The sequence below is a fragment of the Halomonas sp. KM-1 genome (genome assembly GCF_000246875.1).
In the GTDB taxonomy this organism is placed as follows: Bacteria; Pseudomonadota; Gammaproteobacteria; order Pseudomonadales; family Halomonadaceae; genus Halomonas; species Halomonas aerodenitrificans.
The window spans coordinates 105,884-125,733 of sequence record NZ_BAEU01000138.1 but is presented as its reverse complement, the minus strand read 5'-3'; the positions used below and the strand labels follow the sequence as shown (position 1 = coordinate 125,733).

The 19,850-nt window shown below is 62.2% G+C and carries 18 protein-coding genes; 15 read left to right on the top strand and 3 right to left on the bottom strand.

Annotation, left to right across the window (positions count from 1 at the left end; all coding sequences use genetic code 11):
• Positions 1-4: 4 nt before the first annotated feature.
• From truA to B8115_RS16940, 10 genes are all read left to right on the top strand, one after another.
• Positions 5-943 carry a tRNA pseudouridine(38-40) synthase TruA gene (truA, locus tag B8115_RS16985; RefSeq protein WP_010629032.1) on the top strand — a complete coding sequence of 313 codons (939 nt, stop codon included), beginning with the start codon at positions 5-7 and terminating at the stop codon, positions 941-943.
• Positions 940-1,593: a phosphoribosylanthranilate isomerase gene (locus B8115_RS16980; protein ID WP_010629031.1), complete on the top strand. Its 654-nt coding sequence runs from the start codon at positions 940-942 to the stop codon at positions 1,591-1,593. Before truA ends, B8115_RS16980 begins: the two co-directional genes overlap by 4 nt.
• 73 nt (positions 1,594-1,666) lie before the next feature.
• A complete protein-coding gene (gene trpB, locus B8115_RS16975; RefSeq protein ID WP_010629030.1) occupies positions 1,667-2,881 on the top strand; it encodes a tryptophan synthase subunit beta in 1,215 nt (404 codons plus the stop codon).
• 2 nt (positions 2,882-2,883) lie between these two features.
• A complete protein-coding gene (trpA, locus tag B8115_RS16970) occupies positions 2,884-3,699 on the top strand; it encodes a tryptophan synthase subunit alpha (protein WP_010629029.1) in 816 nt (271 codons plus the stop codon).
• Between the two features lie 80 nt (positions 3,700-3,779).
• The gene (gene accD, locus B8115_RS16965) at positions 3,780-4,808 is read left to right on the top strand and encodes an acetyl-CoA carboxylase, carboxyltransferase subunit beta (protein WP_010629028.1); all 1,029 of its coding nucleotides are present in this window, start codon (positions 3,780-3,782) and stop codon (positions 4,806-4,808) included.
• Positions 4,809-4,817: 9 nt separating this feature from the next.
• The gene (gene folC, locus B8115_RS16960; RefSeq protein WP_010629027.1) at positions 4,818-6,104 is read left to right on the top strand and encodes a bifunctional tetrahydrofolate synthase/dihydrofolate synthase; all 1,287 of its coding nucleotides are present in this window, start codon (positions 4,818-4,820) and stop codon (positions 6,102-6,104) included.
• Positions 6,105-6,121: 17 nt separating this feature from the next.
• A complete protein-coding gene (locus B8115_RS16955; RefSeq protein WP_026038193.1) occupies positions 6,122-6,832 on the top strand; it encodes an SPOR domain-containing protein in 711 nt (236 codons plus the stop codon).
• 4 nt (positions 6,833-6,836) lie between these two features.
• Positions 6,837-7,400, top strand: coding sequence for a CvpA family protein (locus B8115_RS16950; protein ID WP_010629025.1), 564 nt, complete (start codon positions 6,837-6,839; stop codon positions 7,398-7,400).
• 109 nt (positions 7,401-7,509) lie between these two features.
• Entirely contained in the window at positions 7,510-9,033 is a 1,524-nt protein-coding gene (gene purF / locus B8115_RS16945; protein WP_010629024.1) for an amidophosphoribosyltransferase, read from the top strand.
• Positions 9,034-9,041: 8 nt separating this feature from the next.
• Entirely contained in the window at positions 9,042-10,238 is a 1,197-nt protein-coding gene (locus B8115_RS16940) for an O-succinylhomoserine sulfhydrylase (RefSeq protein ID WP_010629023.1), read from the top strand.
• A 13-nt stretch (positions 10,239-10,251) separates the two neighbouring features.
• Here B8115_RS16940 and B8115_RS16935 read toward each other — a convergent pair whose 3' ends face one another.
• Positions 10,252-11,955: a PilZ domain-containing protein gene (locus B8115_RS16935; RefSeq protein ID WP_010629022.1), complete on the bottom strand. Its 1,704-nt coding sequence runs from the start codon at positions 11,953-11,955 to the stop codon at positions 10,252-10,254.
• A 36-nt stretch (positions 11,956-11,991) separates the two neighbouring features.
• Positions 11,992-13,233, bottom strand: coding sequence for an EAL domain-containing protein (locus B8115_RS16930; RefSeq protein ID WP_158409658.1), 1,242 nt, complete (start codon positions 13,231-13,233; stop codon positions 11,992-11,994).
• Positions 13,234-13,598: 365 nt separating this feature from the next.
• Between B8115_RS16930 and B8115_RS16925 the strand changes: the two genes are divergently transcribed.
• The 3 genes from B8115_RS16925 to B8115_RS16915 all read left to right on the top strand — a co-directional run bounded on the left by B8115_RS16925 (position 13,599) and on the right by B8115_RS16915 (position 15,409).
• A complete protein-coding gene (locus tag B8115_RS16925; protein ID WP_010629020.1) occupies positions 13,599-14,069 on the top strand; it encodes a helix-turn-helix domain-containing protein in 471 nt (156 codons plus the stop codon).
• Between the two features lie 161 nt (positions 14,070-14,230).
• Positions 14,231-14,785, top strand: a complete 555-nt coding sequence (locus tag B8115_RS16920; RefSeq protein WP_010629019.1) for a cytochrome b — start codon at positions 14,231-14,233, stop codon at positions 14,783-14,785.
• Between the two features lie 39 nt (positions 14,786-14,824).
• Positions 14,825-15,409 carry a YceI family protein gene (locus tag B8115_RS16915; protein WP_010629018.1) on the top strand — a complete coding sequence of 195 codons (585 nt, stop codon included), beginning with the start codon at positions 14,825-14,827 and terminating at the stop codon, positions 15,407-15,409.
• An 82-nt stretch (positions 15,410-15,491) separates the two neighbouring features.
• On the opposite strand, the gene B8115_RS16910 is transcribed toward B8115_RS16915, so the two are convergent.
• Positions 15,492-16,286, bottom strand: a complete 795-nt coding sequence (locus B8115_RS16910) for a 2OG-Fe dioxygenase family protein (RefSeq protein ID WP_010629017.1) — start codon at positions 16,284-16,286, stop codon at positions 15,492-15,494.
• A gap of 277 nt (positions 16,287-16,563) precedes the next feature.
• Here B8115_RS16910 and B8115_RS16905 point away from each other — a divergent pair, with 277 nt between their 5' ends.
• The gene (locus tag B8115_RS16905; protein WP_010629016.1) at positions 16,564-18,384 is read left to right on the top strand and encodes a bifunctional diguanylate cyclase/phosphodiesterase; all 1,821 of its coding nucleotides are present in this window, start codon (positions 16,564-16,566) and stop codon (positions 18,382-18,384) included.
• A 54-nt stretch (positions 18,385-18,438) separates the two neighbouring features.
• Entirely contained in the window at positions 18,439-19,806 is a 1,368-nt protein-coding gene (locus B8115_RS16900; RefSeq protein ID WP_010629015.1) for an MATE family efflux transporter, read from the top strand.
• The last annotated feature ends 44 nt before the right edge of the window (positions 19,807-19,850 follow it).

The window sequence follows — 19,850 nt, the reverse complement described above, 5'->3', positions numbered from 1 at the left end:
TGGCATGAGCCTTTTTCGACTTCTCGATGATCGTCACCCCCTGCGCGGCCGCTTGGCCATGGGGGTGGAGTACGACGGCAGTGCCTATTGCGGTTGGCAGCGGCTCAAGCATGCCGCTTCGGTTCAGGGTGAGCTGGAGCGAGCGCTGTGCAGGGTGGCGAGCCAACCGGTCACGGTGCATGCCAGCGGGCGTACCGACTCCGGCGTGCACGCCACCCGCCAGGTCGTGCACTTCGACGCCCCTGCGCCGCGTTCCGAGAAGGCCTGGGTGTTCGGTGTCAACGCCAATCTGGCGCGGGATGTCGCAGTGCGTTGGGTGCGTGAGGTACCCGACGACTTCCATGCCCGCTTCAAGGCGCTGGCGCGCCGCTATCGCTACCTCATTCTCAACCAGATGAGCCGGCCGGTGCTGGAGCGCGCCAACGTCACCTGGTGTCGCGACCCGCTCGATGCCGATGCCATGCATCGCGCGGCTCAGGCGTTGGTTGGCGAGCATGACTTCTCCAGTTTCCGCGCCGCGGGCTGTCAATCCAAGACGCCTTGGCGGCATCTGCATTTCATCGAGGTTCGCCGTCATGGCCCGCTGGTGGTCGTCGACGTGCAGGGCAATGCCTTTCTCCACCATATGGTCCGCAACATCGTAGGCGCGCTGGTCAGCGTGGGGCGCGGTGAGCAGGGGGAAGGCTATCTAGCCGAACTGCTGGCGCTGAAGGACCGTACGCTGTCCGACGTGACGGCACCGGCCTGCGGTCTGCATTTCGTCGACTCGCTCTACGACGGCGCCTGGGGGCTGCCACAGGAGCCGCTGGGCCCTAATCTGCTGGCCTTTCTCGGTGAGTGGACGGGTGAGCGCGAACTGCCGGACTGCCCCATGGTCGAATTTCGTCGAGGTCGCCCACTGGCTGTGGGTAACGGCGCCATGGACGAAGAGGACGACGCATGACCACTAATCTTGTGCTGCCCGCACGCACCCGGATCAAGTTCTGTGGCCTGAGTCGCGAACAGGACGTGGCCGATGCCGTGGCCGTCGGCGCCGATGCGCTGGGCTTCGTGCTCTGGCCCGGCAGCAAGCGTTGCGTCGACGAGGCGCGCCTTGCCGCACTGTCGGCACGGGTGCCGGCCTTCGTCACCCGAGTGGGGCTGTTCGTCGATCAGCAGCCCGAGCTGATCGCGCGTTGCGCCGAGCATCTCGACCTGCTGCAGTTCCACGGCGACGAGACGCCGGCGTTCTGCGCCGGCTTCGGCCGGCCCTGGATCAAGGCTCTGCGCATGCGCGACGACCTCGACCTGCACGCTGCCGCAGAAGCCTACGCCGGCGCCCAGGCCTTGTTGCTGGATGCCTATCGCCCCGGCGTGCCGGGCGGCACCGGCGAGACGTTCGACTGGTCGCGAATCCCCGCAAACCTGGCAAAACCTGTTATTCTCGCGGGGGGGCTCGGTCCGGACAACGTGGCGCAAGCCATCGAGCTTGTTCGCCCTTTTGCGGTGGACGTTTCCGGTGGCGTGGAAGCCGCGCCTGGGCGCAAGGATAGCGGTTTGCTGGCGGCCTTCGCCGCGGCAGTGGCTCAGGTCGACCGCACCCACCAGGCGTGACCCGTATCCATTTTTCCGGGCCTGGCCCAACACCACCCCCATTCCCTTATGGCGACCCTATGAGGTGTCTTTAGTGAGCAAGTTCAGTGACCTGACCCGACTGCCGGACGCCCGCGGCCACTTTGGCCCCTACGGCGGCCGGTTCGTTTCGGAGACCCTGAGCTTCGCCCTGGACGATCTGGAGAAGACCTACATGCGTCTTCGCGACGATCCGGATTTCCAGGCCGAATTCGACTATGACCTGGCCCATTACGTGGGCCGTCCCTCTCCGCTCTACCATGCGGAGCGATGGTCGAAGAAGCTGGGTGGTGCACGGATCTGGCTCAAGCGCGAAGACCTCAACCACACCGGCGCGCACAAGGTGAACAACACCATCGGTCAGGCGCTGCTGGCCAAGATGAGTGGCAAGCCGCGGGTCATCGCCGAGACTGGTGCCGGCCAGCATGGCGTAGCGACGGCCACCGTGGCGGCTCGCCTGGGGCTCAAGTGCGAAGTCTACATGGGCGCCGAGGACGTGCAGCGCCAGAAGCTCAACGTCTACCGCATGCGCCTGCTGGGGGCCACCGTGATTCCGGTGGAGTCGGGTACCCGCACCCTCAAGGACGCCATGAACGAAGCGCTGCGCGACTGGGTGACCAACGTCGACGACACCTTCTACATCATCGGCACCGTGGCCGGCCCGCACCCGTACCCCATGCTGGTGCGTGACTTCAATGCCGTGGTCGGCCGCGAGGCGCGTCGTCAGTCGCTGGAGGAATTCGGCAAGCTGCCCGATGCGCTGATCGCCTGTGTCGGCGGCGGCTCCAACGCCATGGGCCTGTTCTACCCCTTCGTCGAGGACGACGAGGTCGCCATGTACGGTGTCGAAGCCGGCGGCGACGGCGTCGACACTGGACGCCATGCGGCCCCGCTGGCCTCCAACGCGCCGCGCGGCGTACTGCATGGCAACCGCACCTACCTGATGTCCGACGAGGGCGGCCAGGTGTCCGACACCCACTCGATTTCGGCCGGTCTGGACTATCCGGGAGTCGGTCCCGAGCACGCCCTGTGGAAGGACGTGGGACGCGTGCAGTACGTGGTCGCCAACGACGATGCCGTGCTCGAGGCGTTCCGCGAGCTGACCCGTATCGAGGGCATCATGCCGGCGCTGGAGTCGGCCCATGCGCTGGCCCACGCCAAGGTGTTGGCGCCGACCATGCGGCCCGACCAGAACATCGTGGTCAACCTTTCCGGCCGCGGCGACAAGGACATCATGACGGTCGCCAAGATCGACGGCCTGGAGTTCTGACGATGAATCGAATCGACAAACGCTTCGCCGAACTCAAGACCCAGGGCCGCCGCGCGCTGATTCCCTATATCACCGCCGGCGACCCGGCCCCGCAGTACACGGTTGGCTTCATGCACGCGCTGGTGGAGGCGGGCGCCGACGTGATCGAGCTGGGCGTGCCGTTTTCCGACCCCATGGCCGATGGCCCGGTGATCCAGAAGGCCTGCGAGCGGGCGCTCCAGCACAAGGTGCGCCTGACCCACCTGTTCGAGATGGTGCGCGAGTTCCGTCAGACCGACGGCGATACGCCCGTGGTGCTGATGGGCTACCTCAACCCGGTCGAGCGCATCGGCCTCGAGGCTTTTGCCGACCAGGCCGCCGCGGCCGGTGTCGATGGCGTGCTGACCGTGGACATGCCGCCGGAGGAGGCCGACGAGTTCGGCCCCATCCTCAAGCAGCGCGGTCTGGCGTCGATCTTTCTCGTCGCCCCTACCACTTCGCGTGAGCGGGCCGCTACAATATGCGCCCATGGCGAGGGCTATCTCTACTATGTTGCGCTCAAGGGCGTGACCGGGGCCGCCACGCTCAATGCCGCCGACGTGGCCGAGCATCTGGCGCCGCTGCGCGGTCTGACCGAGTTGCCGCTGTGCGTCGGTTTCGGTATCCGTGACGGTGCCTCGGCCGCCGAGGTTGGCAAGGTCGCCGATGGCGTGATCGTCGGCAGCGCGCTGGTCAGCCGGATTGCCGACAACGCCGAGCGGCCGGAAGCGATTGCCGATGAGCTCAAGGCGGTGCTGAGCGAGATGCGTCAGGCCCTGGATGCGTTGCCTGCCCGCTGAGCGCGCCCTTGCCCTGCTAAAGATTCGACTCATGACGCCCGGCACGACCGGGCGCAACAGCATACGGAAGCCTTTCTGACATGAGCTGGCTCGACAAGATTGTGCCCTCCATGGGGCGGATTCAGCGCAAGGACCGGCGGGCCAGCGTGCCCGACGGCCTGTGGCGCAAGTGCCCGAAGTGCGAGGCGGTGCTCTATCTGCCCGAACTGGAGAAGCATCACAACGTCTGTCCCAAGTGCGATCATCACCTGCGCCTGACCGCGCGCAAGCGTCTCGACTGGTTCCTCGACAAGGAGGGGCGGGAAGAGATCTCGGCCGAGCTGGAGCCGGTGGATCGTCTCAAGTTCCGCGACTCCAAGAAGTACAAGGACCGCCTCAATGCGGCCCAGAAAGAGACCGGTGAGAAGGATGCCCTGGTGGCCATGCGCGGCAAGCTCGATGGCTTGCCTGTCGTCGTGGTGGCCTTCGAGTTCACCTTCATGGGCGGCTCGATGGGTGCCGTGGTGGGCGAGAAGTTCGTGCGCGCCGCCACCCTGGCCCTGGAGGAGCGCATTCCCTTCATCTGCTTCTCCGCCTCGGGCGGGGCACGGATGCAGGAAGCACTGTTCTCGCTGATGCAGATGGCCAAGACCTCGGCGGCGCTGGAGCGTCTGCGCGTGGCGGGCGTGCCTTACATCTCGGTACTCACCGACCCGGTATTCGGCGGTGTGTCCGCCTCACTGGCCATGCTCGGCGATCTCAACGTGGCCGAGCCCAATGCGCTGATCGGCTTCGCCGGCCCGCGTGTGATCGAACAGACCGTGCGCGAGAAGCTGCCGGAAGACTTCCAGCGCAGCGAGTTCCTGCTCGAGCACGGCACGGTGGACATGATCGTGCCGCGCGGCGAAATGCGCTCGCGTCTGGGGAGCGTACTGCGCAAGCTGACTCACCAGCCGCCCATCGGTCTTGAAGAGAATCTGCTGCACGAGCCGGATCTGGTCGACGAGGCCGAGCGTGCGGCGGCGGAAGAGGGTGAGATCATCGAGGCGGCCGAGCTGGACACGCCGGAAGATGCCGATACCTCGACCCCATCCGAGGATGCGGATGGTCGCTCCGATGTGGCGCGCTGAAGGCTCGTGATGTCCTCGACGACGCGTACGCTGGATGCCTGGCTCGAGTACCTGGAGCGGGTGCACCCGGTGGGCATCGACCTCGGCCTCGACAGGGTGGCCGAGGTGGCCCGCCGTATGGGGCTACTCGATGAGCCTCTGGCGTCGCGCATCATCACCGTAGCCGGTACCAACGGCAAGGGTTCCACCGTCGCCATGATCGAGGCGGTGGCACGTGCCCACGGCCTAAGCGCCGCCGCCTATACCTCACCGCATCTGCTGCGCTACAACGAGCGGCTGCGGTTCGATGGCAGCGAGGCGGACGACGCTGCGCTGATTGCCGGCTTCGAGGCCGTGGAAGCGGCGCGCCTGGCCGACGAGCCCGTCAGTCTGACCTACTTCGAAGCCGGCACCCTGGCCGCACTGTGGCTCATCGCGCGGCGCCGCCCCGATCTTGCCGTGCTCGAGGTAGGGCTGGGCGGTCGGCTCGATGCGGTCAACGTCATCGACGCCGATGTTGCCGTCATCACCACCATCGCGCTCGACCATGCGGCCTTTCTCGGCAATGAGCTCGAAGGTATCGGCCGCGAGAAGGCCGGTATCATGCGCACCGGGCGACCCGCCGTGCTGGGCAGCCGCGAGCTTCCCGCCAGCGTGCGTCAGTCGGCCCGGGAGCGTGAGGCGCCTGTCAGCGCCCTGGGGCCGGACTTCGCTTGGCAGGCCGCTGCGGCAGAGGGTTGCTTCGACTGGCAGGGAACCGCACCTCAAGGGGGAATTCTAAGCCTTGATGGCTTGCCCGATCCGGGGTTGCCGCTGGACAATGCCGCCACGGCCCTGCAGGCCCTGGTGGCGGCCGGCATCGTGCTCGACGAGCAGCGCTGTCGCGAAGCCATGCGTGATGTGCGAGTGCCCGGACGCATGCAGTGGCTAGGGCAATGGTGCCTGGACGTAGGTCACAATCCGCACGCTGCTGGCTATCTGGCGGGTCGACTCGCAGCGCAGCCATGCCGTGGGCGCACCTGGGTGTTGCTAGGCATGCTCGCCGATAAGGATGCCGATGGGGTGATCGAGGCGTTGGGCGGCGTGGCGGATGAGTGGGTGGCCGCCACCTTGGGTGGCGAACGTGCACGCGCAGCGTCGGAGCTGGCGAGCCGCATCGAGGCTCATGGCGGTAAGGTCGCTTATCAGGCGGCATCGCCCGAAGCCGGTGCCGAGTGGCTGGCCGAACGGTTGGCCGCCGACGATCGGGTGCTGGTCTGCGGCTCCTTCTTCATGGTGGCCGCCATATTGTCATGGAAGCAGGCACACGCGGCATAGCGGGGCAGGAGGGGATGATGAAATACGGAATGCGCGAACGAATCAGCGGGGCGGTCATCCTGATCGCCTTGGCCGTGATCTTTGTGCCGATGCTGTTCGACGAACCGGCTCCCCGCGACGAGCGCCCCCAGCCGGTTCTGACCATCGAGCAGCCGGTGCCGGTGGAGCGGCGTAACGTGCCCGATCCGCAGCCGCCGGAGAGCCTTGGCCAGATTCGCTCCCCCGGCACCAGTCCGGCCCCGGCCGAGCCGGAGCTGCCCGTGGAGGGCGCGGAGCCCGGGGCGGCAGCACAAGTCGACCCGCAGCCGGCCGTGGCGGTTCAGCAGGGCGAGGCGGCTCAGCAGAGCGAGGCAAGTAGCGGCGCGCCACCGGCGGAAGCGCCCCGACAGGATCCGATTGCCGATCTGGCCCAGGCGGCATCCGAGCGAGTGGCAAGCAGCCCGCCGGCTACATCGAGCCCCGAGCCTCAGTCCCCCCCGGCCACGACTGCATCGCCGGGCGGCGAGTGGGCCGTGCAGGTGGGCAGTTTCGGTGAGGCGGGCAATGCCGAGCGCCTGCAGGCACGGCTCGAGGAAGAGGGCTTCCCCGTCTATAGCCGGCGGCGCGACAATAACATGACGACCGTTTACGTGGGCCCCTTCGACTCCTCGGAGTCGGGTGAGCGGGCCATGAATACGGTGAAGGAGCGCGCCAACCTTCAGGGTCTACTGGTCAGGGTAAGAGACTGAAACGATGACGCTGACCTGGATCGACTGGGGCTTTCTCGCCGTGCTGGCCGTTTCGACGCTGGCCGGCTTCATGCGCGGTCTGGTGCGGGAGGGCCTGGGGCTGGCGGCCTGGATCATCGCGCTATTGGCCGCGCGCCTACTTGCCGAGCCGGTGGCCGACCTGCTTTCCGGTGTGATCGACAACGCCGACGGCCGGCTGGTGCTGGCCTTCGTACTGGTCATCCTTGGCGTGGTGCTGCTGTGCGGGATCGTCATCCGCATGGTGCATGCCGCGGTGGAGTGGGTCGGTATGGGCTTTTTCAATCGCGTGGCCGGCGCCTGCTTCGGCGTTGCCCGCGGTGCGGCGGTACTGGTGGTGGCTACCATCCTGATCAGCCTGACGCCGCTGGCACAGCTGCAGGCATGGCAGGAGGCCGAGCTTCGCCCCACCTTCGAGCAGATGCGCGACTGGGCGGTGAGTCAGCTCGAGGCCTGGGAAGGCCGCGTGCCCGAGGCCCCCGAGGCGTGGCGCAACATGCCGCTGCCCGAGCGTCGCGATGCCGGCGAGCCCGAACCCGGCGCGCTGTGATTGTTCGAACCTGATTGTTCGAACCTGTAACTGCTTGAACTTGTGATTGTTTGAATAGGCTTTTTCAAGCCGGCTGCGGTCGGCACCCCTGCAAGCGAGGTAAGGTGGAATGTGCGGTATCGTCGGCCTTCTGGCCAAGCAGACCGTGAATCAGGCGATCTACGACGCCCTGACAGTGCTGCAGCATCGGGGTCAGGATGCCGCCGGCATGATGACCTGGAACGAAGGCCGTTTCCTGCTGCGCAAGAGCAATGGTCTGGTGCGCGACGTGTTCCACACCCGTCACATGGCACGCCTGAAGGGCAACCTGGGAATCGGCCATGTGCGCTATCCGACCGCCGGTTCCTCGAGCGAGGCGGAATCGCAGCCGTTCTACGTCAACTCCCCCTACGGCATCGCACTGGCCCACAACGGCAACTTGACCAACTCGGAGCAGATCAAGCAGGAACTGTTCTCCTCCGACCTGCGCCACATCAACACCAGCTCCGACTCGGAGGTGCTGCTCAACGTCTTCGCCCATGAGCTGGGCAAGCAGGGGCTGCATCTCTCGCCCGGCGACATCTTCGATGCGGTGCGCCGCGTGCATCGGCGCTGCCGTGGCGGCTATGCCGCGGTGGCGATCATCAACGGCGTCGGTCTGGTGGCCTTCCGTGACCCCCATGGCATTCGCCCGGTGGTGTTCGGCACCCGCGACGAGGGTAACGGCCAGGAGGTGATGATCGCCTCCGAATCGGTGGCCCTCGACGTGGGCGGCTTCGAGCTGCATCGCGACCTGGCTCCGGGCGAGGCGATCTTCGTCGACATGAACGGCAACATCCATACCCAGTCGTGCGCCGATGCGCCGCTGCTGGCGCCGTGCATCTTCGAGCATGTCTATCTGGCACGCCCGGATTCGATTCTCGATGGCGCCTACGTCTACGGTACCCGCATCCAGATGGGACGCAAGCTGGGCGATCGCATTCGCAGCGAATGGCCCGACCACGACATCGACGTGGTGATCCCGATTCCCGACACCTCGCGCACCTCGGCCCTGGAGCTGGCACAGCATCTGGGAGTGACCTATCGCGAAGGCTTCATGAAGAACCGCTACATCGGGCGGACCTTCATCATGCCGGGTCAGACCCAGCGCAAGAAGTCGGTGCGTCAGAAGCTCAACGCCATCGGCGTCGAGTTCAAAGGCAAGAACGTACTGCTGGTGGATGACTCCATCGTGCGTGGCACCACCTGCAAGCAGATCATTCAGATGGCCCGAGAGGCCGGCGCCAACAAGGTCTATTTCGCCTCGGCGGCGCCACCGGTACGCTACCCTAACGTGTATGGCATCGACATGCCGGCGGCCTCCGAGCTGATCGCCCACGGTCGCAGTGAAACCGAGGTGGGCGAGTTGATCGGCGCCGACCGCATTTTCTATCAGGATCTCGACGACCTCAAGGCCGCCTGCCGTGAGGTGAATCCCAATCTCGACCAGTTCGACTGCTCCGTCTTCGATGGCCTGTACATCACCGGAGACATCGACGCAAACTACCTGTCGGCACTCGAGGCTTCGCGCAACGACGCGGCCAAGCAACAGCAGAGCGTCGGCGCCCACGCACTGGTGGGCATGCACAATCAGGATGACGACATCGACGACTGAGGCTCACCATGCACGACGAGACGACACCCGATCCGGCCTGGGCCCTGGAAACGCTGGCGATTCGCGCCGGCCACCAGCGTACCCACGAGCAGGAGCATGGCGAGCCGATCTTCCCCACGTCGAGCTTCGTCTATGGCAGCGCCGCGGAAGCGGCGCGCAAGTTTGGCGGTGAGGAGCGAGGCAACGTCTATTCGCGCTTCACCAACCCCACCGTGCATACCTTCGAGCGGCGCCTGGCAGCGCTCGAAGGCGGTGAGCGCTGCGTGGCGACGAGTTCCGGCATGGCAGCGATTCTCTCGACGGTGCTTGCCCTGCTGCAGGCCGGCGACGAGATCGTCGCTTCGCGCTCGCTGTTCGGTTCCACCGTCAGCCTGTTCGATAAGTACTTCGGTAAGCTGGGCATAACCACACGCTACGTGGAGCTTTCGGACCTGGCGGCCTGGGAAGCGGCGATCACGCCCAACACCCGGCTGCTGTTTGCCGAGACGCCCTCCAACCCGCTCTCCGAAGTGGTCGACATCGCCGCGCTGGCCGAGATCGCCCACCGTCACGCAGCGTTGCTCGCCATCGACAACTGCTTCCTGACGCCGGCCTTGCAGAAGCCACTGGCGCTGGGTGCCGACCTGGTGATCCATTCCGCCACCAAGTATCTGGACGGTCAGGGCAGGGCGGTGGGCGGCGCCGTGGTGGGGCGTAACAAGGAGCTCGAGGAGGTCTTCGGCGTGGTGCGTACCTGCGGACCGTGCCTGAGTCCGTTCAACGCCTGGATCTTCACCAAAGGGCTGGAGACGCTTAGCCTGCGCATGCGGGCACACTGCGAGAACGCCCAGGCGCTGGCCGAATGGCTGCAGGCGCACCCGGCCGTGGCGCGTGTACATTACAGTGGGCTCGCCGACCATCCGCAGCACGAGCTGGCTGGGCGGCAGCAGGCCGGTTACGGGGCGGTGCTGGGCTTTGAGGTGAAGGGGGGGCGCGAAGCGGCCTGGTCGGTCATCGATGCCACGCGCATGCTGTCGATCACCGGTAATCTGGGTGACGTCAAGAGCACCATCACCCATCCTGCCACCACCACCCATGGACGGCTCTCTCCTGCGCAGAAGGATGCGGCCGGTATTGGTGAAGGGCTGATTCGTGTGGCGGTAGGACTCGAGTCGATCGAGGACATTCGCCTCGATCTGGCGCGTGGCCTGGACGCATTGGCATAACCGGTTTGCTCGCTCAAAGCTGGAAGTCGGCCGGGTCGACCACTGCTTCCAGCTTGCCAAGCTGCTGTATATCCTTGTCCGACAGGACGGTATCGAGTTTAGAGTCCTCAAAGGCGAGGTTCTTGACGACCCGCACCTGACTCGGTGAGCCTTCTCGGCCGAGTCTCATGACCCAGGCGAGAAACCCGCCCGAATACTTGACCAGACTGCCCACCGGATACAAACCGTAGCGGCGAACGTAGCGATTCAAGCACTGCCGGTCATAACCGCCATTACCATATACCCAGCGATAGGCATCCAAGGGGGATAGTGCAGGTCTACCATTGCGTGCATGGGTCAGCGTATCAATAATTTTGATTACGGATGCAGTGCGCACTAGTTTCGATAATGCTTCTTTTGTCTTTCCTGTCGGATAACCACTACCATCGAGACGCTCGTTGATATCATTGATAATATTGCTGAGCACAGGGCCCGGGCTCCACCCCACCTTATGCAACTGCTGATGCAGAGCCTTTACATGATGTTTCAAGAGGTCTTTTTGAGAAGTTCTAAGGTTGATATCCAAGGAGGGTAGCTGTTCACTGACGAGTAGTGGCTTTCCCATTGCGTGCAACAGGATGCCGGCGATCGCTTCGCGAGCATCACCAGCCATGCCAGGCTGCGTTAGTAGAATGTCTCCCAAAAGGGCTGCCACCCGCACGGAGTGACGTACCCACGTTGCTTCATCGCCGACATAGCGCAGGGTATACAGAAATTGATGTCGATCACTCTCAGCCAAGTGCAGCAGAGAATCCGCGCCTTCGTAAAGTATGCTTTCGGGAAAGGGGCGTTCATTTTTCAGGTAATGTAAAATGATGTGCTGTTGACGAGCCACCTCTTTGACGGCATGGGCCATGGGAGGTAGTCTATTCCGCTTGTTGCTAGCATTGATAGGCTTTCTGGCATGGGTAGAAGTGAGGAAAAGCGATGATATTCCCGCCCGCCTGTTCTCCATTCCCAAGCGTCTAGCCAATTCTACTTCGGACTCGGTAATTAAGTAGAGCAGCCGCTGCCGTGTCTCTCGATCAAGATCAATAAAGCGTATTCCAACCGCCATGTATCGTCCACAACCGAAGGGTCGCATGTTGCGTATCGAACCCTTGGCGCGAAAACCCTCTCCATTGGGAAATTGAATATGAATATTGGGTATCTGCTGATGAATTGTCAGAGGCATGCTTTTTTCTAGCGGAACCTCAAGCCTGCAGCCGCCAAGGGAAAGGTTGCAAAGGCGGGCGCTGATAGCGAGGCTGCCTGAGAACACGTCTAGCATTACCGAGGCTGACATCCCAAGCAGAAACGGAACTCTAACGCCACCGGGCTTGACCGTAATCAGTAGCGAGTCGGCGAGAACGCAACGGATCTCGAACAAATTGCTGTAGATTCGCTCATGAGTCGCCTGGACCTTTTCGAAGCACAGCAGTAGCGGCGGGTCGTCCCGGTTCATTTTTTCCAAGTCAAAGGATATTAGCCCGTTGGGCATGTAATCGTCGATGTTGCCTGTAGGACAAAAAACGCGCAAGGTGAGGATTTTACTTGCGGGATTCAGGCTTGCCACTTGCGCGGACAGTGGTTGGGCCAAGGTGTCGGAAAATATTGTGATGTCGTGGCTTCCCTCGAAGATTCGCCCGACGGTACGGATAGCCTGATTGGAGAGTGCCGGTGTTGTTTTCCATTCCATAAAGAAAAGTTCCGCAGACAGGCCGTCTTGTGTGGGTTAGCGGTGATGCACTCCCATAGCGCGAAACGGCCACTCCGATACACTGCTCAGCCAATCGGATAGCTGTTCGCCCGCCATGGGGCGTGCGATAAAATATCCCTGAGCGAGGTCGCAACCGACAAAATCGAGAAACTGCAGCGTCGCCTCATCCTCGACCCCCTCCGCTGTTGAGCGAAGCCCCAAGGAATGCCCAAGCTCGACAATGCTCTTGACAACCGAGCGCGACGTATCGGATTGCAAGGCCGATGCTACGAAGGCTTTATCTATCTTGATCTCGGAAAACGGTAGCCGTACCAGCTGCTGCATCGAGGAGTAACCAGCCCCGAAGTCATCGATGGAGAGCTGAAAGCCTTGCGCTCTCAAACGTGTCAATAGCTCAAGGGAAAGGACAGGATCGTCCAATGCAGCAGTCTCGGTCAGTTCAAGGACCACTTGGCTGGAATCTACGGAGTGTTTCTCGCATAACTTAGCCATGACGTCGGGAAAGTCCGGCCGAGTTAGGTTGAGTGCAGAGATGTTGATGGATAAGGTCGGTGGACTCTGTACCACGACGTCGGCATAGGCTGTAGGTGGAGATAAAATGGCTTTGCGGAACCATGACAGTGCTTGCTCGGTCATTCGTGCGGTGAATTCTGGCATCAGGCCAGCTCGTTCGACAGCCGGAATGAAGCGGCTGGGAGCGATGAGTCCATCGGGATGCTGCCACCTTGCCAAAGCCTCGAATCCTGCCAGTTGTCCGTCGCGGCAGCGTACTTGAGGCTGATAAGCCAGAGTGAACTCACAGTTCTCGATGGCTTGGCGAAGAATGGAAAAAGAAAGCTCCAGCGTATGCTGGGTGACAGGCCCGAACGTGGTGGGCACTGCGCCGCCTTTCTGCCTCAGCATCTGGCTTAGTCCGCGCGAGGGGAAAGGCTTGGTCAGGTGGCCGATAACGCGTAGACCGCGTGCAGTGGCTATTCGGGCTGCAGCTTCTAGCAGTCGTGGGTCGGCGCCGCTCGTCAGGATGACATTGGCATTGCACTCGCGCTTCGCCATCAACCGGATGATGTCAAGACCATCCGTGCCGGGCATGGTGAGATCGATCAACACACAGTCCGGGTGTTCGTCGATTAAGGCGGAACGAAAGCCTTCGATGCTCTGTGCGACACGTACCTTCAGTGCGACATCTTCTGCGATACGGGCCGCAGACCGGGCTGCCTGCGAGTCGTGTTCGAAAATCAACATGCGTTCCATATGCATCATCATTCCCCAGCCCAGACCTTTGTAGCCGCCCCTACTGAATGTCTCGCGCCTCCCACGATGCTATCCTTCAAGACAAAGTGTCTGAGAAAAAGGATGCCCGGCGCCCCGGCATAGACCGGCCGCTACGAATGGATCGAATTCCATCTCAGTTGTCTCCCTGTGGAGGGCGTCGGGTTTGGAAAAACCTACTTCTTATACCCAATTTGCCGGATATCGGCGACGAGGTTTGGCTCTTTAGCTTGCTGCAGTGAATATACGACACGAATGGAGCGCATGTCAACACATGTGAGTCGTTCGTGTTCAATTCCGATATAAATGTGACATTTTTGTAACCTTTTGTTTTGTAACTATTAAGGAAGGCCATGGCGCGTCATAACCTTGAAGCTTCAAAAATTCTCTCCAAGGAGGAACGGGTTGACGCGTTTGGAAAGCGCATGAATGTGGCGATTAGGCGAGCGGGTGGCGCCACGGTCATGTCGGAAAAGGCTGGGGTTTCTACTTCCGTTCTCAGGAAATGGCGGGCAGGGCAATCTGAGCCAACCCTGAGCAGCCTGGTGAGTATGGCAAGAGCCGCGGATCTCTCTGTTGAGTGGCTCGCTACTGGTGAAGGTACCCCGGAGGCAGGCCCGGCAGTGGGGCAGCGACTGATCGATCTGGATGTCCTAGAAGATGTCATCATCAGAACGAGGCGTATCTCCGAGCACAAAGGAATGGTCCTCAAGCCCGAAGCAGAAGCCCGCATCATTCGCCTCGTATACGAATTTTCCATGCGACAGGGGCAGCCGATGGATGATACTAGCCTGAACAACATTATCGAGCTGACCTCGTTGTAAAGGTGGCCACGGACTGCTGGTCAAACATGAGGACAGCAACCATGGACGGTAGTTGGCATGCGATTTCTAGAATGATCTGTTCGGCTTTTTTCAATAAAAACTGATGGTGCGCTGCGGTATGCTGCCCTCCATCGAAAACGAAGCTCAATGGGAGCGACGAGATGTGGCGCAACACCCGCACAGGCTGGGGCCTGGTCAGCATCGCCTTGCACTGGCTCAGTGCCTTGACCATTGTCGGCCTGTTCGTGCTCGGTTGGTGGATGACCGGGCTGGGCTACTTCGACCCCTGGTACAATCGCGCGCCGTGGTGGCATCGCTCGATCGGCATGCTGCTGCTGTTCGCCACGCTGCTGCGTATTCTGTGGCGACTGTTTCAGCCGACTCCTCAGGCGCAGGGCAGTCGTTTCGAGCGTATCGCCGCTCACTTCGGTCACATCGCACTCTACGTTCTGATGCTAACGGTACTGGTCAGCGGCTATCTGATTTCCACCGCCCGCGGGCGTGGTATCAGCGTATTCGACTGGTTCGAGGTGCCGGCGTTGATCAGCCGCCTGCCCAACCAGGCGAGCATTGCCGGTGAGATACACTGGTACAGCGCTCTGGCCCTGATGTTGCTGGCGGCAGGCCATGCGATGGCAGCCCTGAAGCATCACTTCATCGACCGACACGATACCGTCTTGCGTATGCTGAACCCGGCACGTACGCGTCGCCGTTGAACGCCTGCGCCTCCGGGCGCCATCACCAAGGAGAGACCCATGTTCAAGAAAGTCGCACTCGCTACTGCCCTAGGCACCGCTGCCCTGGCCACGGCTGGCCAGGCCATGGCGGCCGAGTATGTCGTGGATACCGAAGGCCAGCACGCCTTCATTCAGTTCAAGATCAATCACCTCGGCTACTCATACATTCTCGGTAACTTCGAGGAGTTCGAAGGTCGCTTCTACTACGATGCGGATGATCTCGAAGCGTCCAGCGTCGAGATGGAAGTGCAGGTCAACAGCCTCAACAGCAACCATGCCGAGCGCGACCGCCACTTTCTGAGCGACGATTTCCTCAGTGCCGGTGACTACCCGACGGCGACCTTCGTTTCCACTGGCTTCGAACCAACTGGAGACAATGAAGGCGTGCTGACCGGCGAGCTCACCCTCAAGGGCGAAACCCGCGAAATCGAGATGCCGGTCACCTTGATGGGTGAGGGCGAGGATCCCTGGGGCAACTACCGCGCCGGCTTCGAAGGCTCGACGATGCTCACGCTGGCCGATTTCGGCATCGACATGAGCGATTTCCCCGAGGTGATGGAAGAGCTCGAGCTCTACGTTACCTTCGAGGGCGTGCGCCAGTAATTCGTCTTTGCCTTTGCATGAGAACACCCTCGGCTTTTGCCGAGGGTGTTGTGTTTTTAGGGACGAGGCAGGGCGAGAAAGCTTACTTGGTTTCGTTCAGCACCGCGTGAGGGAAGTGCCGACGTAGGATACGGTTCTGGAAATCGTCCACGAAACGACTATTGATGATAATGATGAAGCGTTCGAAAGGTGCCTCGGGATCCTCCTGGGAAATGCCATCGACGCTGTGATAGACCCGGTCGTCGTGCAGGTGGAGAATGTCGCCCTCTTCCAGGGTGGCATCGAGCAAGGGCAGCGAGCCGCCATTGTCGGCATACAGGTGGTTGGTACCACCAGTGACGTTCTCGCGCTTGAGCACCAGTATGCTCAGTGCCTTGCAGCCGTCGGCATGGATGCCCTGGCCCTGTAGGGGATCGACCAGGCCCTGGCCGCGTACACCGGTGATCTGCATCAGAATCGGTTCATTGGGGCCGAGGTTCCACAGCTGGGCCCAGGCGTGTACGAAGTCCTTGACGTCGGCACGATCGAGAAATTCCGGGGTGAGCGGCTCATAGTAGCGCAGGCGATCCGCCATGCTTTCCGCGGCATTGAAAGCGCCGCCTTGGGCCATGGGGCAATGGCCCATGTCCTGCACCTCGCCGTTCTCATCCAGCGCCAACCAGGACATGCGCTTCCAGCGCTGGTTGACGTAGGAGTCGCGTGGCAGGTCATCAGTGAATGCCTGCCAGGCAGGCAGATCGATTCGCGAACGGACCTCGGTCAAGGCCCAGTGATGGCTTGCCAAGTCAGCGCTGACACCCGGTGCCCAGTAATGGGTCAGCGGGTTGACGGGCATGCCGGTGTAGTCGTAGCCATGCTTGAGGGTGTCGAGTTTCATGTCGCTATCTCCAGGTGGTGGGCGGTATTGCCCGGTGTTGTCGGGTTGCCCCGTTCAACTCTGTGAAAAGAAAAGAAACTAAATGTTAAGTATTGTAGTTGTAAATGGAGCGTCGTCGTCAGCTAGAAGACTGGGTTATGACTGGGTAGTTAGAGGGAGACATTGGACTAAGGACGTAGGAGAATTCTGACGATGCTGTGTAGGATGTAACAAAAACGGTGCAAACGTTCCGCATAGAGAACAGCGACGCCGTCGTCCCCCCTTACGAGGAAGTCCTATGATCCCCAATGAGCGCTTCAGGCGGTGGCTGCTCCGGTTTCTGGGGCGGCCTTCGATTGACGCGACTGTCGACTCGACGCAAAACGACGAAGCCGTAGCGCTTGTACGCCAGCAATATCTCGAAAGTGAGCAGCGCTTTCGTGCGCTGCTGGAGAGCCTGCCCAAGGTCGCTGTGCAGGGGTACGATCGCGACCGTCGTGTCATCTACTGGAACGAGGCAAGTACGCGACTCTACGGTTACACCGCCGACGAGGCGCTGGGCGGGCTGCTCGAGGATCTGATCATTCCCGACTTCATGCGTGAAGGGGTCATCCATGCGCATCGGGCCTGGATCCAGGACGGTATCGAAATCCCAGCCGAAGAGCTGGAGCTGAAGCACAAGAGCGGCGAGTTGGTGCCGGTCTTCTCACATCACGTGATGCTCAAAGAGCATACCGACGATCCCCTCATGTTCTGTGTCGATGTCGACCTCTCGGACCAGAAACAGGCGCATCGAGATCTCGAATTCGCCACTCGATACGACCGGTTGACGCAGTTGCCGAACCGACAGACCTTCGAGTCCGACCTGGCGTATCTGCTCGATGGCGTGCGTCGTCGCGGGGTGGGGTTGGCGCTGATCTACCTGGACATCGACTATTTCGTCGAGATCAACGACGCCCTGGGCTATGAGCAGGGAGACCAATTGCTGGTGGAGCTGAGCCGCAGGCTGCGCAATGCGCTACGCTCGACCGACCTGCTGTCCCGGGTTTCCAGCGATGAGTTCGTGTTGGCCTTCCCGGGGCTGCATCGCGAGGAAGACGTGCTGCAGGTGGTCAACAAGATCCATGACTTGTTCAAGCAGCCTTTTGGACTGGATGGCCACGAGCGGCGCGTCTCGGCCAGTATCGGCGTTTGTCTCTTCCCTGATAACGGTGCCAGCGCACGTGAACTGATCCGCAATGCCGACGTGGCCAAGAATCGAGCCAAGTTGGAGGGGCGTGGCAGCATCCGCTTTTTTCATCAACACCTGCACGACGAGTTGGTCCGAGAACATCGCTTGGCCGAGAATCTGGAGCGCGCCTTGAGCGCTGGGGAGCTGACTCTACACTATCAGCCTCAGGTTTCGGCGATAAGCGGGCGCATCGAAAACCTCGAGGCGCTGTTGCGCTGGGAACTCCCTGGTGGCACTGCGGTTCCCCCCCACGAGTTCATCCGCGTTGCCGAGCGCTCCGGGCTGATACACCGCCTGGGGGACTGGGTCATCGAGGAGGCGTGCCGTCAGCGAGCTCAGTGGCGTGCCGCCGGCGTGCCGTTGGAGCGCATCGACATCAACGTCTCAGGGCGTCAGCTTTCGCGCCCGGATGTCTTCGAACGCTTGCGTCAATGCCTGTCGCGCCATGGTCTTGGGCCACGGGAAATTGGTATCGAGTTGACCGAGAACGTATTGATCGAAGCTGACGAACGGATTCTGGACGGGCTATGGGGGCTCTATCATCTCGGTTTTCGCATAGCCATCGATGATTTTGGCACCGGGTTTTCATCTCTGAGCTATCTCAAACGCTTCCCGGTGACGGCACTGAAGATCGATCGTTCCTTCGTACGAGATGCACCCGGCGAGCCGAAGGACAGGGCCATCATGGAAGCGGCGGTATTCATCGGCCATCGGCTTGGGCTCGAAGTGGTGGCGGAGGGCGTGGAGGATGAAAGGCAGCTCGAGCTGATCCGCGAGATGAAGTGCGATCTCGTGCAGGGTTTCTATTTTTATCGTCCCATGCCAGCGGCAATGACCGAGCGCGTCCTGCTGGGGTTGGTGGCCGCTCCTAGTGGCTTGCAGGGCTGAGTGGCGGCGCGCTTTCACGTAGAATGCAGCCCCCTTCATTGATGGAGCCGTCTGATGCCTGTCGCTGCCGCCTCTTCCCTGGGCTTGACGCTATGGCGCCAGACCTGGCCGATGACCATTGGCGTGCTGGCGCTGCTGGGTTTCCAACTGGTGGACAGTGCCTTCGTGTCTCGTCTGGGCACGGCGCCATTGGCTGCCCAGTCGTTCACTTTTCCGCTGACCTTTCTCATCATCGGCGTGCAGGTGGGGCTTGGCATTGCCATTGCGGCTCTGATCTCGCGAGCACTGGGTGCCGGAGAGGTCGCACGGGCACGGCGCCTGGGAACGCTGGTGGTGTCGGTGGGCAGCGTGACCATAGCGCTGCTGGCCATCGTGTTATGGTGGGCCCAGGTGCCGATTTTCACCCGCCTGGGGGCCGATACGGCAACGCTGCCGCTGATTCGCGCCTACTGGGCGCCCCAGCTGTTTGCGGCCTGGCTGGGGGCGGTGCTCTACTTCATCTACAGCCTGTTCCGCGCCCATGGCGATACACGCCTGCCCGGCAAGATGATGGTCGTCACCAGTCTGGCCAACCTGGCGCTCGATCCACTGCTGATCTTCGGCGTTGGCCCCTGGTCGGGGCTCGGACTTCCAGGCGCGGCCTGGGCCACGGCAATAGCCTTTGGCTGCGGATTGCTGGTCGTGGTGGGGCGTTTGCGTCACAGCGACTGGCTGGCGCGAAGCGGGCTCAGACAGGAGTTGGCGGTTTCGGCACGCCCCTTCATTGGTATCGCTGGGCCCGCGATGATCGGACAGCTGATGCCGCCATTGGCGGCGATGCTCGCCATCTCGGTAGTGGCCGGCCTGGGAGAAGCTTCTGTAGCGGCCTGGGGATTGGCAAGCCGGCTCGAGACCCTGGCTCTGGTCGTGGTCCTGGCCATGACCATGTCGTTACCCCCTTGGTTGGGTCGTTGCTACGGTGCAGGCGACTGGCAGCAGGTTCGCGAACTGATAGGCCTGGCGCTGCGGGTCGTGGTGGCATGGCAGCTTGGTCTCGGCCTGCTACTGGCAATCCTGGCCCCGTGGCTGGCGCAGCTGCTGGCCGGAAGCCCAGAGGTGCGCGGGGATCTGACCCTGCTGATTCGCTTCCTGCTGCCAAGCTACGCCGCGCTGGGCGTCTGCATGCTGGTGGTTTCCGCCGGCAACGCGTTGGGCTGGCCGCTGAGGGCCATGCTTATGTCGGCGGCAAGGCTCTTCGTCTGTTATCTCCCTTGCCTGTGGCTGGGGGCCTGGCTCGGTGGGCTTGCCGGTCTGGCCATGGGGGCCGCGTTGGGGAACGTGTTGGCAGGCTTGATGGCTTGGCAACTGATGCGCCGCTTGCTGGCCCGAAGGGGGCACGATGGCGGGCCCGAGTCGAAACTTTTGGCTCGTAAGCGAACCTGAGGCGCTATGTGCTGTCAGGGTAAGGACGTAGTGGCTCGGCCGGC

Coding starts and splice junctions, on each gene's coding strand:
- B8115_RS16925 (WP_010629020.1), top strand. CDS start 13,599: ATGGCGCGTCATAACCTTGAAGCTTCAAAAATTCTCTCCAAGGAGGAA.
- B8115_RS16915 (WP_010629018.1), top strand. CDS start 14,825: ATGTTCAAGAAAGTCGCACTCGCTACTGCCCTAGGCACCGCTGCCCTG.
- folC (WP_010629027.1), top strand. CDS start 4,818: ATGTCCTCGACGACGCGTACGCTGGATGCCTGGCTCGAGTACCTGGAG.
- truA (WP_010629032.1), top strand. CDS start 5: ATGAGCCTTTTTCGACTTCTCGATGATCGTCACCCCCTGCGCGGCCGC.
- purF (WP_010629024.1), top strand. CDS start 7,510: ATGTGCGGTATCGTCGGCCTTCTGGCCAAGCAGACCGTGAATCAGGCG.
- B8115_RS16930 (WP_158409658.1), bottom strand. CDS start 13,233: ATGCATATGGAACGCATGTTGATTTTCGAACACGACTCGCAGGCAGCC.
- B8115_RS16910 (WP_010629017.1), bottom strand. CDS start 16,286: ATGAAACTCGACACCCTCAAGCATGGCTACGACTACACCGGCATGCCC.
- B8115_RS16940 (WP_010629023.1), top strand. CDS start 9,042: ATGCACGACGAGACGACACCCGATCCGGCCTGGGCCCTGGAAACGCTG.
- trpA (WP_010629029.1), top strand. CDS start 2,884: ATGAATCGAATCGACAAACGCTTCGCCGAACTCAAGACCCAGGGCCGC.
- B8115_RS16950 (WP_010629025.1), top strand. CDS start 6,837: ATGACGCTGACCTGGATCGACTGGGGCTTTCTCGCCGTGCTGGCCGTT.
- B8115_RS16905 (WP_010629016.1), top strand. CDS start 16,564: ATGATCCCCAATGAGCGCTTCAGGCGGTGGCTGCTCCGGTTTCTGGGG.
- B8115_RS16955 (WP_026038193.1), top strand. CDS start 6,122: ATGAAATACGGAATGCGCGAACGAATCAGCGGGGCGGTCATCCTGATC.
- B8115_RS16900 (WP_010629015.1), top strand. CDS start 18,439: ATGCCTGTCGCTGCCGCCTCTTCCCTGGGCTTGACGCTATGGCGCCAG.
- B8115_RS16935 (WP_010629022.1), bottom strand. CDS start 11,955: ATGGAATGGAAAACAACACCGGCACTCTCCAATCAGGCTATCCGTACC.
- B8115_RS16980 (WP_010629031.1), top strand. CDS start 940: ATGACCACTAATCTTGTGCTGCCCGCACGCACCCGGATCAAGTTCTGT.
- B8115_RS16920 (WP_010629019.1), top strand. CDS start 14,231: ATGTGGCGCAACACCCGCACAGGCTGGGGCCTGGTCAGCATCGCCTTG.
- accD (WP_010629028.1), top strand. CDS start 3,780: ATGAGCTGGCTCGACAAGATTGTGCCCTCCATGGGGCGGATTCAGCGC.